Source organism: Streptomyces rimosus subsp. rimosus (assembly GCF_000720725.1).
Taxonomy (GTDB): Bacteria; Actinomycetota; Actinomycetes; order Streptomycetales; family Streptomycetaceae; genus Streptomyces; species Streptomyces rimosus_A.
Window position 1 is genome coordinate 107694 of record NZ_JOCQ01000009.1, and the last position, 13656, is coordinate 121349.

Below are 13656 nucleotides of genomic sequence, written 5' to 3' on the forward strand. Positions count from 1 at the left end.
CGTCTCCGCCGGAGCGGCATCGAAGCCCCCGACGGGAACTCTCACCCACCGCAGTTTCGTTACTCTACGTAGCGGACTTCGCCGGTCTTCCCTGGTTCGGACAGCCGGTCACCTGCGGTTCGACGCCGATGCGACCATATGACAGATCTATAGGTTCTCCCTGGCCAGCAGGTGGGTAGAACCGTGTACAGGCCGCTTCGGGTGTCGATCCGCAGGGGCCGCCGGGCCGACGGGAGCCTGGGCGATCACTTCGCAAATGAATACGTACAGTAACCGCGCCACGCGGTGGCGCCCGGCCGGTCAGGGCGGGCCCGCCTCGGCCGTGGGGGAAGGGGAGGACATGCGCGAAGTCCGACAGGGCGCCCTGCTGCTGCTCACGGCCCTGGCCGGGGCCGCCGTCGCGGCCGGGGACCTGGCGCTGGGGCCGGACGTCAGCCTGGCCGGGCTGCTGATGATCGGCCCGCTGGTCGCCGCCACCAGACTCGAAGGGGCGTGCACGGCCGCGGTCTCGTTCGCCGCCCTGCTCCTGGGGGTGGCCATCGCCGCTCGCGAACACACCCTGAGCCGCCCCGACCAGCTGCTGTCCCTGACCGTGCTCGCCGCCGCGGCGGCCTACGCGACCTGGGCCTCCGACCGGCAGGCCGCGATGGACAGCCAGCTCGCCGGGGTCGCGGCCGCCGCGCAGCGCGCGATCCTGCGGCCGACCTCGTTCCGGGTCAGCGGCGCGTCGGTGTGCGCCCGCTATCGCTCCGCCGCGCCGCGCGCCGTCATCGGCGGCGATCTGTACGCCTTCGCCGACACCCCGAGCGGCCTGCGGGTGCTGATCGGCGACGTACGCGGCAAGGGCCTGGAGGCGGTGCGCCTGTCCGCGGCGGCCATAGGGCACTTCCGCGACTGCGCCTACACCCGCAGCAACCTCGCCGAGGTGGTCGAGGAGGTGGACCGGCGGCTGATCGACGACCTCGGCCCGGAGGACTTCATCACCGCCGTGATCGCCGAGATATCCCCGGGCCGGCTGCGGCTGGTCAACTGCGGTCACCACCCGCCCCTGCACCTGCCCGCCACCGGCCCGCCCGTATTGCTCACCCCGGCCGAGCCGACCACGCCGATCGGGCTGTATCCGATGCCCCGCGTCCAGGAGGTGGAGCTGTCCCCCGGCGACCGCCTGCTGCTCTACACCGACGGACTCGCCGAGGCCCGGGACCCCGACGGCACGATGATCGATCTGGCCGGCCTGCTGCCGGCCTGCTCGCTGCCCGATCTCAACGACGCGATCGAGGCGGTGCTGTCGACGATGTGCCGGCACACCCACGGCGCCCAGGACGACGATGTCGCCCTCGTCCTGGTCGAGCTGGAGCCGAGCCTGCCCCGTCAGCACCACGCCCACACCCCGCCCGCCGTCACGGCCACCAGCGCCGAGCGGCCCGGCGAGCCCCGCGAACCGGCCTGCCCCTCGTCCTCGGCCGCGGTGTCCGACTGACGCCCGGCAGCGACAGCCCCGCTCCCCGGCCCTCCCTCTATCCGCTTACCGTTCCGCTCCTTGGGCCGCACCCCGGGCCCGGTCCGGGGCGGGCGGGCCCACCAACTCGCCCAGCACGTCCGTCATGGTGACGAAGCCGAGCACCACACCCTGCTCGCCGCCCACCGCGGCCAGCTGGGTGCCGGCCGCCCGCATCGTGGTCAGGGTGTCGTCCAGCGGGGTTTCGCGGTGCACCCAAGGCACGGGGCGCAGCGCCTCCCGGGGGAACGGCCGGTCGCGCTCGATGACGCCGAGGGTGTCCTTGATGTGCAGGTAGCCGAGGACCGTACCGGCCGGTCCGGTGACCGGGAGCCGGGAGAACCCGGCGCGCGCCGCGGTCCATTCCAGCTCGTCCGGGGTCACGTGCTGATCGACGGTGACCATGTCCGGCAGCGGGACGAGCAGGTCGCCGACCGGCCGCTGTCCCAGTTCCAGGGCGTCCCGCAGCCGTTCGCCGCCGGTGTCCGAGAGCAGCCCGGCGTGCCGGGAGTCCTGGACGATACGGGCGAGTTCCTCGTCCGTGAAGGCGGCGGCGACCTCGTTCCGCGGCTCGATCCGCACGAGCCGCAGCAGCGCGTTGGCGAGGGCGTTGATGCTCACGACGACGGGGCGCAGCGCGCGGGTGAGGGCCACCAGCGGCGGCCCCAGCAGCAGCGCGGAGCGCTCCGGCGCGGCCAGCGCGATGTTCTTGGGGACCATCTCCCCGACCAGCATGTGCAGGTACGTGGCCAGGGCCAGCGCCAGGACGAACGCGACCGGGTGCACGAGTCCGTGCGGGACGTGCACCGCCGTGAAGACCGGCTCGGCGAGGTGCGCGATGGCGGGTTCGGCCATCGCGCCGAGGACCAACGAGGAGGCGGTGACGCCCAGTTGGGCGGTCGCGAGCATTTCGGAGAGGTGTTCCAGGCCCCACAGCACCCGCTCGGCCCGCCGGTCCCCGCCCTTGGCGCGCGGCTCGATCTGGCTGCGCCGTACGGAGATCATCGCGAATTCGCCGCCGACGAAGAAGGCGTTGCTGACCAGGGTCAGCGCGGCGACGGCCAACTGTACGGCGGTCATGGCCGTTCCCTTTCGCCGTCGTCGGTCATGACCGTTCCCTCCCGCCGTCGTCGGCCCGGGCCGCCGGTGAGGACGCGCCGGGGGGCGCGGTCAGGCGTACCCGCTCGGCCCGGTGCCTGCGTACGTCCAGCACCGTCAGCCGCCAGCCCCCGGCGCGCACCTCGTCGCCGGGCTCCGGAATCCGCCCCAGCCGGGTCGCGAGCAGCCCGGCCAGCGTCTCGTACGGCCCTGCGGGGACCTCCAGGCCGATCCCGGCCAGCCCGTCCAGACGCACCCCGCCGTCCGCCTCCCAGGTCCGCGCCCCGGTCCGCAGCAGGTCCGGGCCCTCGACCGGGTCGTGCTCGTCCCGTACGTCGCCGACCATCTCCTCGACGATGTCCTCCAGGGTGACGATCCCTGCCGTACCGCCGTACTCGTCGATCACCACGGCCATCGTCCGGACGGTGCGCAGCCGGTCCAGCAGCCGGTCGACGGGCAGCGACTCCGGCACCAGCAGGGGGTCGGTGGCCAGCTCCGCGACGGTGGTGGCGGTCCGCTCCGCGGGGTCGAGGGCGAGGACGTCGCGGACGTGGACGGTGCCGATGATCTCGTCCAGGCCGCCCCGGTACACGGGGAAGCGGGACAGGCCGGTGGCCAGGGTCAGCGTGGCCGCGTCGGCGGCGGTGGCCCGCGCTTCCAGGGCGCGGACGTCGACGCGCGGCGTCATGACGTTCTGGGCCGTCAGTTCGCCCAGGTGCAGGGTCCGTACGAACAGTTCCGCGGAGTCGGCCGGCAGAGCACCCTCCTGTGCCGAGTAGCGGGCCAGCGCGACCAGTTCGGCCGGGCTGCGGGAGGACGCCAACTCCTCGGCGGGCTCCAGTCCGAAGCGCCGGACGATCCGGTTGGCGGACCGGTTCAGGTGGCGGATGAACGGCGCGAAGACGGCACTGAAGGCGCGCAGCGGGCCGGCCACCAGCCGGGCCACGGCCAGCGGCCGGGAGATCGCCCAGTTCTTGGGCACCAGTTCGCCGACGACCATCAGCACCACCGTGGACACACCCACCCCGAGCGCCGACGCAACGCCGGGTGCCACCGTGCCCGGCAGCCCGGCCGCCGCGAGCGGACCGCGCAGCAGCGCCGCCAGCGACGGTTCCGCGAGCATGCCGATGACCAGCGAGGTCACGGTGATGCCCAGTTGGGCGCCGGACAGCTGGAACGCGAGCGCGCGCACCGCGTCCAGCACCCCCTCGGCGCCCCGCTCCCCCGCCTCCGCCGCGCGCTCCGCCGCGCTGCGTTCCACCGTCGTCAGCGAGAACTCCGCCGCCACGAACACGGCACAGGCCAGCGTGAGCGCCAACGCCACCAGTAGGAGCAGCACCTCGGCCACCGCGTCACCTCCCGCCGCACCTCGGTGCCCGGCGGGGGACGGGTGAAACATCGGGCGGTGGCGGGCCGGACAGCGGGTCCGGGTCGTGGCGGGTGCGCCCGTACCGGTTCAGGCCGCGGCCGTACGGCTCCGCCCCCGCAGCCACCCGTGCACCGCCCAGGCGCACGCGGCGCCCACCGCGTACCAGAACAGATCCGGCGCGTTGAACGTCGAGCCGAGCACCAGACGCGCCACCGCGCTGCGCCGGGACAGCTCCGCCGGTACGTCGCTGAGCTGCGCGAACTCCACCGCCCAGCTGACAGCCAGGGCCACACCGGCCGCGACCGGCGGCCGGACGCGCGGCGCGGCCAGCACCACCAGCGTCTGCACGAGCACGGTGTACAGCGCGTCCCCCGCGTACTTGGCGACCTCCGGCCCCAGTCCGGCGCGAGCCGCCCCGGCCCGCACGCCGAGCCCCGCGGCGACGGTCAGCAGCGCCGCCGCGCCCGCCACCAGGCGCGTACGCGCCGCCCCGTACCGCTGCGCTCCCCCGTACGTCACTTTGCCGGCGTCCCCGGCTCCCGGCCCCGCGCCATCACGACGACCAGCCCGGTGTCCGTATCGCGCCAGAAGCCCACCGCGTCGGCGATGATCTCCTCAGCGATGCTCCAGTCGTCCGGCGCGGCAGCCGCGTAGCCCTGCCAGCCGCACACCACCAGCACCCGGCCGCGGTCGGCCGGGCACCACGAAAGGTCGGTCAGGCAGTCCGCGAGCGCGTCCCAGTTGCGGCCGAACCAGTCGGGCAGCCGCAGCGCGCGGGCGCTGCGGTCCATGAACTCCGCCTTGTCCATGACCCCTTCGAGGTCGAGCAGAGCACCCTCCCACCCGGCCGCGCGCGCCGCTTCCAGCGCTTCCCGCGCGGGCCGGTCGTGCGGCCAGGGCACCACCCCGGGGGGCGTTCCGCCGTCGAGCACCGCCGCGAGCGGCCGGGGCACGGGAGCCGTCATCGGAGCACCGCCTTGAAGGTCCGGTAGTGGTCGTCGGTGTAGTACGTCTCGTGGCTGTCGCCGGTGACGATCCGGCGCGCGCCGCGGTCCTTCGAACCCGGGGTGGGGACCGTGTACTCGTGGTAGTAGCCCCGCTTCTGCCGGGGCAGCTGCCGCTCGTGGTTGCCGAAGACCGTGCCGTCCTTCGGGTACGGGTACGGGCCGTGCGCGTCGATCAGCCGCAGCGTCTCGCGGGCCTGCACCGGCAGCCGCCCGGCCGGTACGGTCGCCATTCCCCGGGCCCAGTCCGGCGCGGTGGCGCCCGCCGAGGGCGCCCCGTGCGTGGGCTTCGCGCTCCCCTGTCCGCCGCCTTTGGAGCAGCCGGACACCAACAGCAGAACGCAGGCCAGCAGCGCGGCGAGCACGCCGGCGGCCGCACGGGGAGCGGAACGGATCACCATGCGCCGAATGCTGTCACAGGGCGGCACGGGGTGCCCGTCCGCGTCCGCACAAGATCACCTGCGCGACCTTGCAAGATCGCATGGCGGCCGCCGGCGGGGCTCACGCCCCGTCCGGGTCCGCCCGCTCCAGCGCCGGGCGCGGGCCCGGACCGGTCTCCAGCAGCAGATGATCGGCGGCGGCCGTGTCGGTCACCAGGCTGGTCACCAGCCCGGACCGGAGCACCGCGCCGATCGCCGCCGCCTTGCGCCGGCCGCCCGCGATGGCCACGACCTCGGGGATACGGCGCAGCCGGTCCGCCTCGACGGTGATGCACCGCTCGCCCAGGTCCCGCCCGATCCGGCGGCCCTCGGCGTCGAAGAGGTGCGCGGACATCTCGGCGGCGGCGCCCAGCGAGGCATAGTGCTCGCGCTCCTCCTCCGAGAGCATGTCGTAGACCGTCGAGATGCCCGGCGCCCAGGAGCCGATGGACACGCAGGCGACAGTGACCTTGTCGAAGTACTCGAACGCGCGGGCGATGCCGGTCTGGCCGCGCAGCGCGGCGGCGGTCGCCGAGTCGGGCAGCAGCATCGGCGCGTAGATGGGGTGCGCCTCACCGCCGGAGACGTCGGCGGCCCGGCGCACCGCCTCGACCGAGCCGCGGTCCGCGGTGCCCGCGTCGTACACGCCGGTCAGCTGCACGACCGTGCACGGCGGGAGGCGGTGCAGCGCGGCCGCCATGTGGATGGTCGAGCGGCCCCAGGCGAGACCGAGGACGTCCCCCTCGGTCACCAGCTCCCCCAGCAGATCGGCCGCGACCTCGCCGAGGTTCTCCGGGTCCGGGGCGTCGTCGGCGGCATCCGCCGGCGACTCCACCACGACCGCGTGCCGCAGGCCGTAGCGGGCCCGCAGCGCGTCGGACCGTTCGGCGTCCAGCTCCGCCGGGACGCGGATCTCGATCCGTACGAGGTCCCGCTCCAGCGCCGTTTCCAGCACCCGGGCGACCTTGAAGCGGCTGACGCCGAACTCCTCGGCGATCTGGATCTTGGACTTGCCCTCTAGGTAGAAGCGGCGGGCCATGGCCGCGGCCTGCACCAGCTCGGCGGGGCCCATTGCGGACTGTGGGCGGCTGGCAACCACGAGATTCTCCCCTTGTGCGCACCTGATCGAGTCTTTGCTCATCCTTGCAGAAACCCGAGGTGGTCGGGGACCATCACCGCCCTGGTCCTCGTGAACGCTCGGTGGCGGTGACACCAAGAAACACCGGCGTGCGGGTCCGTGCGCGCGACCCGGGCACACCACGTGCGGCGCCGGCGCCCGCGGCCGGTCCGCGGGCGCCCTGCGTCAACGGGCCACGTCAGTGGGCGCAGGCCCAGCCGGCCGCGGCCGTCGCGGACTCGGCCTGCGCGCGCAGCTCGCGCACCGCCTTGGCCGGGTCGTCCGCGCCGTACACCGCCGAACCCGCCACGAAGACATCCGCGCCGGCCTCCGCGCACCGCTCGATCGTGGACGCCGAGACACCGCCGTCCACCTGGAGCCACATCTCCAGACCGTGCTTGGAGATCAGCTCCCGGGTCCGGCGGATCTTCGGCAGCATGATGTCCAGGAACGCCTGCCCGCCGAAGCCCGGCTCCACGGTCATGATCAGCAGCATGTCCAGCTCGGGCAGCAGATCCTCGTACGGCTCGATCGGCGTGGCCGGCTTCAACGCCATCGAGGCCCGCGCCCCCTTGGCCCGGATCTCCCGCGCCAGCCGCACGGGCGCGGCCGCCGCCTCCGCGTGAAAGGTCACCGACCCGGCCCCCGCCTCGATGTACTGCGGCGCCCACCGGTCCGGGTCCTCGATCATCAGATGCAGATCGAGCGGAGTGTCCGTCGCCTTGCTCAGCGCCTCGACGACCGGAGCACCCAGCGTCAGATTCGGCACGAAGTGGTTGTCCATCACATCGACATGCAGCCAGTCGGCGCCCTCGACGGCCTTCGCCTCCTCGGCGAGCCGGGCGAAGTCTGCGGACAGGATGCTGGGGTTGATCAAGGCCATGTCTCCAGTATGTCCTGCCCCGCCCGACAAGCCGAAGCGGGTCGGGCGCACGGTGGCCTCAGCTCATGGCCAGTCGGCGGGCCGCCGCGACGAGGCGGTCCCGCTGCTCCCGGCTCACGGGGACGGAACCGTCCTCCTCGTCCCACAGCTCCCGCAGAACGCTCCCGAAGCAGGCCAGCTCACGCGGATGCCCGAGTTCGCACGCGGCGCGCTCCCAGATCAGACGGGCGCCGTCCACCGCGTCCAGGTCCCCGCGGACGATCCGCCCGGCCCACCATCGCGCCGTCTCCCAGCGAGCCGCCGCCACGTTATCGGGGGTCAGCGGAACCAGTTCCAGCTCCGTCAGCACACCGTCGAACAGCTCGGCAACCTCATCCAGTTCATTGCGTCCGAGCCCGGCCAGGAGGGCGAGGGACGGCGAGTCGACGCCCGCGAGAAGGGCGTCCAGCGCCGCTTGGACGATCTCGGCCCGATCGCCGCCGTACCAGCCGAAGAGGCCGTCGTCCTCGCAACTCCGGTCGGCCGCCAGGCATCGCAGCGCGCTGAGGGCGGTATCCACCGTCATCCGCGGCTCGCCATCCGCGCAGGCTCCCTCGGCCGGGCGGGCTCCCCCCACTGTTTCCAACCGCCTACGCCGTCCGCCGCAACAACGCCAGATACATCGCGTCCGTACCGTGCAAATGCGGCCACAGCTGCACATCCGGACCATCGCCCAGGGCGGGCACCCCCGGCAGCAGCGGGCGGGCGTCGATCCACTCCGCGGTCGCGTCCGTGCTGCCCCGTGCCTTGAGGACGTCTTCCACCACGGCGCGTGTCTCGGCCAGGTGCGGAGAGCAGGTGGCGTAGCCGACCACGCCGCCGACGCGGACCGAGAGCAGGGCCTGGCGGAGCAGTTCGCGCTGGAGCGGGGCGAAGCCGTCCAGGTCCTCCGGGCGGCGGCGCCAGCGGGCCTCCGGGCGACGCCGGAGGGCGCCGAGGCCGGTGCACGGGACGTCCATCAGGACGCGGTCGAAGGAGCCGGGGCGCCACGGCGGGCGGGTGCCGTCGGCCGCGATGACCTCGTACGGGCCGGGGTTGCCCGCCAGCGAACGGGCCACCAGGCGGGCGCGGTGCGGCTGCTTCTCGGAGGCGAGCAGCCGGGCGCCGCGCTGCGCGGCGAGCGCGCCCAGCAGTGCGGCCTTGCCGCCCGGCCCGGCGCAGCCGTCGAGCCAGGCGCGGTCGGTGCCTTCGAGGGGCGCGTTGGCCAGGGCCGCCGCGACGAGCTGGCTGCCCTCATCCTGGACGCCGGCCCGGCCTTCGCGTACCGCGTCCAGGGCGCCGGGCTCGCCGCCCTCGGCGAGCCGTACCGCGTACGGGGACCAGCGGCCCGGCAGGGCGCTCTCCTCCCCCACGGCCTCGATCAGTTCCTCGGGGGTGGACCGCCCGGGCCGGGCCACGAGGGTGACCTCGGGCCGCTCGTTGTCGGCCGCCAGCAGGTCCTCGACGCCCGCGCGTCCGCCGCCGAGGGAGTCCCAGAGCGCCGAGACGACCCACCGGGGGTGCGCGTGCACGATCCCCAGGTGCTCCTCGGGGTCCTCGTCGTACTCCGGCGCGACCCGCTCCAGCCACCCGTCCAGGTCATCCGCGGCGATCTTCCGCAGCACGGCGTTGACGAACTTCGCGCGCCCGTCGCCCAGCACGACGCGGGCCAGCTCGACGCTGGCGCTCACCGCGGCGTGCGTCGGGATGCGGGTGCCGAGGAGCTGGTGCGCGCCGAGCGCGAGCACGTCCAGGACCGGCGGGTCCACCTCGCGCAGCGGCCGGTCCACGCACCGCGCGATGATCGCGTCGTATGTGCCCTGCCACCGCAGCGTGCCGTACACCAGCTCGGTGGCCAGCGCCGCGTCCCGCCCGTCGAAGTCCCCGTTCTCCCGCGCCTTGCGGAGCATCGGCGGCAGCACCAGGTTCGCGTACGCGTCCCGCTCGTCGACGGCCCGCAGCGCCTCGAAGGCGAGTATCCGGACCGGGTCCTTCTTGGGGCGGCGATAGGGCTTGCTGGGACGACGCGACTGGCCACTCACGGGAAATGTGCTCCGCTGCTGTACGGGAAGAGGTTCGGTTCCCAGCCTACGCGGCGGGCGGGACGGGGGGCCGCGGCGGCTGCCGGGGCCTTGACCGGCCGCGCCGTTCGCCGACCGGGCGCGCGGTCCCCGAGCCCGTCAGTTCCCGGCCGGGCCGGCCCCCGGTCAGTTCCCGGCCGAGCCGGTCCCCGCCGCCCTCAGTCCCCGAGCCGCTCCCCGTCTCCGATCCGTACCCCGCGTGCCCAGTCCGCGCCGCGCATCGGCTTCTTGCCCTGCGGCTGCACCCACAGCAGTTCCACCGCGTGGCTGCCCGTACCGGCGTACACGGCCTTCTTGGTGACGGCGAGTTCGCCCGGCGCCAGGTCCGTACGGTCGGCCACCAGACCCACCGACATCAGCTTCAGCCGCTCGCCGCGGAACAGCGTCCACGCGCCGGGCGCGGGGGCGCACCCGCGCACGACCCGGTCCACCCGGAGGGCGGGCGCCGTCCAGTCCACCTTCGCGTCCTCGACCTCCAGTTTCGGCGCGAGGGTGACGCCCTCGCCCGGCTGCGGCACCGGCCGCAGCGTGCCGTCCTCGATGCCGTCCATGGTGGCGGCCAGCAGCCCCGCCCCGGCGAGGGCCAGCCGGGTGAGCAGGTCACCGCTGGTGTCGGTCGGCCGTACCTCCTCCGTGATCACCCCGAACACCGGCCCGGAGTCCAGCCCTTCCTCGATCTGGAACGTGGAGGCGCCGGTCATCTCGTCACCGGCCAGCACCGCGTGCTGCACCGGCGCCGCGCCGCGCCACGCCGGCAGCAGCGAGAAGTGCAGGTTGACCCAGCCGTGCGCGGGAATGTCCAGGGCCGACTTGGGCAGCAGCGCCCCGTAGGCGACGACCGGGCAGCAGTCCGGCGCGATCTCCCGCAGCCGGGCGAGGAAGTCCTCGTCGCGCGGCTTGGCGGGCTTGAGCACCTCGATGCCGGCCTCCTCGGCGCGCTCGGCGACCGGGCTGGCGACCAGCCGCCGGCCGCGGCCGGCGGGGGCGTCGGGCCGGGTGACGACGGCGACGACCTCGTGCCGGTCCGAGGCGATCAGGGCATCCAGGGCGGGTACGGCGACCTCGGGGGTGCCGGCGAAGACGAGCCTCATGGGTGGCGTACTACCTCTCACACGCTGCGGAACGGCGCACCAGTCTATGGGCCACCCCTTCGAGGGGGCGCGCGAACAGACGCGCGCCCCACATTGGAGCCCGTACGCCCCCATACCGTGACCAGAGCCGCTGCTGTTGCGTTGGTCAAGCAGCATTGACCGAGCCGGGCCGCCCTCGCGGCCCGCTCGTTTACCTGCTTGTCACGTTCCTATGCACATCCAACGCCGGTTCGAGAGGCTTGTTCATGGCCGACCACGCAACCCACGACGCCCAGGCGCGCGCCAGCCTGCACCTACTGGTACGGGACATCGAGCGGGTCCGCCGGCAGGTGGACGCCCTGCGCACCCTGACCGCTCAGCTCGGCAACGTCTACCGGCCGCGGCGCACCGGCCCGTCCGCGGGCTTCGTCGTCTACGGGCGCGCCCCCGCCCCGACCGTACGTCTCGCCCAGGAACTGCGCGACAGCGTCGAAACCCTCGTCACGGCGGCGGTGGACTTCGACCGTTCGCTGGGCTTCTCCTGGGATGCGGTGGGATCGGCCCTCGGTGTCACGAAACAGGCAGTGCACCGCCGTTACGGCGCCCGCCGCTCCGCCACCCAGCCCGGCGCCGAGAACGGCGAGGGCGTCCGTACGGCCGAGCCGTCCGGCGCCCGCAGCCTGGCCGTCTCCCCCGGTCTGCCGAGCGCGCCGTCGGTGCCCGCCGCCCGTACGCTCCCGGGCCAGTCCCCGGTCCCGTCCCGCGAAGAAGCCCGCCCCGGCGCCTTCCCCGGCCCCCGCAACGGCTGACCGCCCCCACACCCCGCCCCGGCCCCTCCCCCGGGGCGGCTCCTTTCTCTTCCCCCCAGGACGGCTCCCGGCGGGCTTTCCCCTGGGCCGGTCTTCCCATCCGAGACCCGGCGTCTTCCCTGGGCCGGCCGGTCCTCTCACCCAAGGTCCGGCGGATCCACCCGTACCCGCACCGCCTCCCCCTCCCGCTTGACCAGCCGCGCCGCCTGCGCCGTCTTGAGGGCCGCCGCCAGCGCGGCGCCCTGGCCGGGGCGGACCCGTACCAGTGCCCGGTCCCATTCCTCCCCGGGCGGCGGGTCCCCCGGCCGGCGCGGGCGCCCCGCGTCGGGCGGCGGTACGGGTACGGGCCCCAGCACCTCGGCGCCCTCCGGGAGCCCGGCCGCGGCCAGCATCTCCGCCACGTCCTCGGGACGGCCCGTCACCGACGCCATCCGGGACACCGGCGGAAAACCCAGCTCGGCGCGTTCCGCCAGCTCGCGCACCGCGTGCCCGACCGGGTCCCACCGCACCAGCGCCTGTACGGGGCGCAGCGTCGCCTCCGCAATGACGGCGACCGTGCCGCCCTCGGCGTGCCCCCGTACCAGCGCGGCAGCCTGGAGCCAGCGCCGCAACGCCTCCTCTCCCGCCCGCAGATCGGGCCGGCTCAGCAGTGCCCACCCGTCCAGCAGCAGCGCAGCGGCATACCCGCCCTCGGCGACCGGCTCCGCGCCCGGCGTACTCACCACCAGGGACGGTACGCCCGGCACCGTGTCCAGCACATGATCACGCCCCGACGTCCGCACCGGTACGGCCGGAAACGCCCGCCCCAGTTCCTCCGCCGTCCGCCGCGCACCCACGATCCGGGCCCGCAGCCGCGTCCCCCCGCACTCCCCGCAGCGCCAGTCGGCCTCCTCGCGCCCGCACCAGCCGCACCGCAGCTCGCCCGCGTCGCGCGCCTCCAGCGGCCCCGCGCACGCCCGGCACCGCGCGGGCTCCCGGCAGCGCTCACACGCCAGGCGGGGGACGTAACCCCGCCGCGGCACCTGCACCAGCACCGGCCCGTGCTTGAGCCCCTCGCGCACCACCTGCCACGCCAGCGTCGGCAGCCGCGCGGCCCGCGCCGCCGCGTCCCGGGCCTCGTCGGCGTCACCGACCGTACGGACCAGCGGCGCCGCGGCCCGCACCTGCTCACGGTCGGCCGTCAGCGGACGCGCCCAGCCCGTCTCCACCAGCTGCGCCGCCTCGACCGTGCAGCTCAGCCCGCCCAGCAGGAACCCGGCCCGCTCGGTCACCGACCGCTGCAACAGCACTTCCCGCGCGTGAGGCTGCGGCGCGTGCGGATCACTGTGACTGCCGTCCCCGTCATCCCAGATGACCGCCAGCCCCAGATCCCGCACCGGCGCGAACATCGCCGCCCGCGTCCCGATCACCGCCCGTACCGCGCCGCGGCTGACCGCCAGCCACCGCCGGTACCGCTCCTCGGGCCCGGCGTCGGCACTCAGCACCACATGCCGCCCGGACCCGACCAGCTCCCCCAGCGCCGCGTCCACCCGCGCGGCGGCCCGCCCGTCCGGCAGGACGGCCAGCGCTCCGCGCCCGGACGCCATCGCGGCGGCCATCGCCCGCGCCAGCTCCTGCGGCCAGTGCGGCCCCGGCAACGCCGTCCACACGGCCCGCGGCGACTCCCCCCGCCCCAACGCCTCCAAGAAGCCGGGACCCGCCCCGTACCTCCCCCAACTCCCGGCCCCGGGCATCCCATTCGGCGGCAACGGGGCCCCGGAATCCTTCCCCTCCACCTTCGCCCGCCGCGGCGGCACCGCCAGCTGCACCACATCCGCGAGCGTGCCCGCATACCGGTCGGCGACGGCCCGGCACAGCCCCAGCAACTCCGGCGTCAGCACCCGCTCGGGCGACAGCACCTGCGCGATCGGCGCGAGCACCCCACGGAACTCGCTCTCCGCCACCCGCTCCACCACGAACCCGTTGACCAGCTTCCCCCCTTCCCGCCGGCCCCCCTTCTCCCCGGCCCCGAACCGCACCCGCACCCGCACCCCGGGCTGCGCCTCCGCATCCATGGCGGCCGGCACCGCGTAATCGAAATACCGGTCCAGGTGCACCAGCCCCTTGTCCACCAGCACCCGAGCCACCGGCAACCCCTCCGCCAACTCGGCCCCCCGCCAGGTCCGCGGCCGCGCCCGCTCCCCCTGCCGCCCCCGCACCGCCTCCCGAATCAGCGCAAGCTGCTCCCCGCCCGCGCTGTGGTCATCGTCTTTCCTGGTCACGGGGTCAGGTTTAGCAGATGGGGGTGACA

The 13656-nt window shown here is 74.7% G+C and carries 13 protein-coding genes; 2 read left to right on the top strand and 11 right to left on the bottom strand.

Annotation, left to right across the window (positions count from 1 at the left end; all coding sequences use genetic code 11):
* Nucleotides 1–340: 340 nt before the first annotated feature.
* Nucleotides 341–1480 (top strand): PP2C family protein-serine/threonine phosphatase, encoded by a 1140-nt coding sequence (locus IH45_RS0107230; RefSeq protein WP_050514604.1) that lies wholly within the window; start codon nucleotides 341–343, stop codon nucleotides 1478–1480.
* Nucleotides 1481–1525: 45 nt separating this feature from the next.
* On the opposite strand, the gene IH45_RS0107235 is transcribed toward IH45_RS0107230, so the two are convergent.
* The 10 genes from IH45_RS0107235 to fmt form a co-directional block, all read right to left on the bottom strand.
* On the bottom strand, nucleotides 1526–2578 hold the full coding sequence (locus IH45_RS0107235) for a hemolysin family protein (protein WP_030663140.1): 1053 nt from the start codon (nucleotides 2576–2578) through the stop codon (nucleotides 1526–1528).
* A 25-nt stretch (nucleotides 2579–2603) separates the two neighbouring features.
* The gene (locus IH45_RS0107240; RefSeq protein WP_030663154.1) at nucleotides 2604–3944 is read right to left on the bottom strand and encodes a hemolysin family protein; all 1341 of its coding nucleotides are present in this window, start codon (nucleotides 3942–3944) and stop codon (nucleotides 2604–2606) included.
* A gap of 108 nt (nucleotides 3945–4052) precedes the next feature.
* Nucleotides 4053–4484: a ribosomal maturation YjgA family protein gene (locus IH45_RS0107245; RefSeq protein ID WP_032916930.1), complete on the bottom strand. Its 432-nt coding sequence runs from the start codon at nucleotides 4482–4484 to the stop codon at nucleotides 4053–4055.
* Nucleotides 4481–4930, bottom strand: a complete 450-nt coding sequence (locus IH45_RS0107250; RefSeq protein ID WP_030663160.1) for a barstar family protein — start codon at nucleotides 4928–4930, stop codon at nucleotides 4481–4483. Before IH45_RS0107250 ends, IH45_RS0107245 begins: the two co-directional genes overlap by 4 nt.
* Nucleotides 4927–5370: a guanyl-specific ribonuclease gene (locus IH45_RS0107255; protein ID WP_030663162.1), complete on the bottom strand. Its 444-nt coding sequence runs from the start codon at nucleotides 5368–5370 to the stop codon at nucleotides 4927–4929. Before IH45_RS0107255 ends, IH45_RS0107250 begins: the two co-directional genes overlap by 4 nt.
* 100 nt (nucleotides 5371–5470) lie before the next feature.
* A complete protein-coding gene (locus IH45_RS0107260; RefSeq protein WP_030663165.1) occupies nucleotides 5471–6460 on the bottom strand; it encodes a sugar-binding transcriptional regulator in 990 nt (329 codons plus the stop codon).
* Between the two features lie 244 nt (nucleotides 6461–6704).
* Complete coding sequence (rpe, locus tag IH45_RS0107265; RefSeq protein WP_030663168.1) at nucleotides 6705–7388, bottom strand: ribulose-phosphate 3-epimerase; 684 nt, start codon at nucleotides 7386–7388, stop codon at nucleotides 6705–6707.
* Nucleotides 7389–7446: 58 nt separating this feature from the next.
* On the bottom strand, nucleotides 7447–7953 hold the full coding sequence (locus tag IH45_RS0107270; protein ID WP_030663171.1) for a hypothetical protein: 507 nt from the start codon (nucleotides 7951–7953) through the stop codon (nucleotides 7447–7449).
* Nucleotides 7954–8017: 64 nt separating this feature from the next.
* Nucleotides 8018–9448 (bottom strand): RsmB/NOP family class I SAM-dependent RNA methyltransferase, encoded by a 1431-nt coding sequence (locus tag IH45_RS0107275; RefSeq protein ID WP_030663174.1) that lies wholly within the window; start codon nucleotides 9446–9448, stop codon nucleotides 8018–8020.
* A gap of 197 nt (nucleotides 9449–9645) precedes the next feature.
* Nucleotides 9646–10578 carry a methionyl-tRNA formyltransferase gene (gene fmt / locus IH45_RS0107280; protein ID WP_030663176.1) on the bottom strand — a complete coding sequence of 311 codons (933 nt, stop codon included), beginning with the start codon at nucleotides 10576–10578 and terminating at the stop codon, nucleotides 9646–9648.
* 245 nt (nucleotides 10579–10823) lie between these two features.
* On the opposite strand from fmt, the gene IH45_RS0107285 reads away from it, so the two are divergent.
* The gene (locus IH45_RS0107285; protein ID WP_030663179.1) at nucleotides 10824–11366 is read left to right on the top strand and encodes a hypothetical protein; all 543 of its coding nucleotides are present in this window, start codon (nucleotides 10824–10826) and stop codon (nucleotides 11364–11366) included.
* 137 nt (nucleotides 11367–11503) lie between these two features.
* Here IH45_RS0107285 and IH45_RS0107290 read toward each other — a convergent pair whose 3' ends face one another.
* On the bottom strand, nucleotides 11504–13627 hold the full coding sequence (locus tag IH45_RS0107290; protein WP_030663194.1) for a primosomal protein N': 2124 nt from the start codon (nucleotides 13625–13627) through the stop codon (nucleotides 11504–11506).
* Nucleotides 13628–13656 lie beyond the last annotated feature (29 nt).

Bases quoted from the DNA above. Each gene is read 5' to 3' on its own strand.
- IH45_RS0107235 (WP_030663140.1), bottom strand. From the start codon at position 2,578: ATGACCGCCGTACAGTTGGCCGTCGCCGCGCTGACCCTGGTCAGCAAC.
- rpe (WP_030663168.1), bottom strand. From the start codon at position 7,388: ATGGCCTTGATCAACCCCAGCATCCTGTCCGCAGACTTCGCCCGGCTC.
- IH45_RS0107250 (WP_030663160.1), bottom strand. From the start codon at position 4,930: ATGACGGCTCCCGTGCCCCGGCCGCTCGCGGCGGTGCTCGACGGCGGA.
- IH45_RS0107260 (WP_030663165.1), bottom strand. From the start codon at position 6,460: ATGGGCCCCGCCGAGCTGGTGCAGGCCGCGGCCATGGCCCGCCGCTTC.
- IH45_RS0107270 (WP_030663171.1), bottom strand. From the start codon at position 7,953: ATGACGGTGGATACCGCCCTCAGCGCGCTGCGATGCCTGGCGGCCGAC.
- IH45_RS0107255 (WP_030663162.1), bottom strand. From the start codon at position 5,370: ATGGTGATCCGTTCCGCTCCCCGTGCGGCCGCCGGCGTGCTCGCCGCG.
- IH45_RS0107285 (WP_030663179.1), top strand. From the start codon at position 10,824: ATGGCCGACCACGCAACCCACGACGCCCAGGCGCGCGCCAGCCTGCAC.
- fmt (WP_030663176.1), bottom strand. From the start codon at position 10,578: ATGAGGCTCGTCTTCGCCGGCACCCCCGAGGTCGCCGTACCCGCCCTG.
- IH45_RS0107230 (WP_050514604.1), top strand. From the start codon at position 341: ATGCGCGAAGTCCGACAGGGCGCCCTGCTGCTGCTCACGGCCCTGGCC.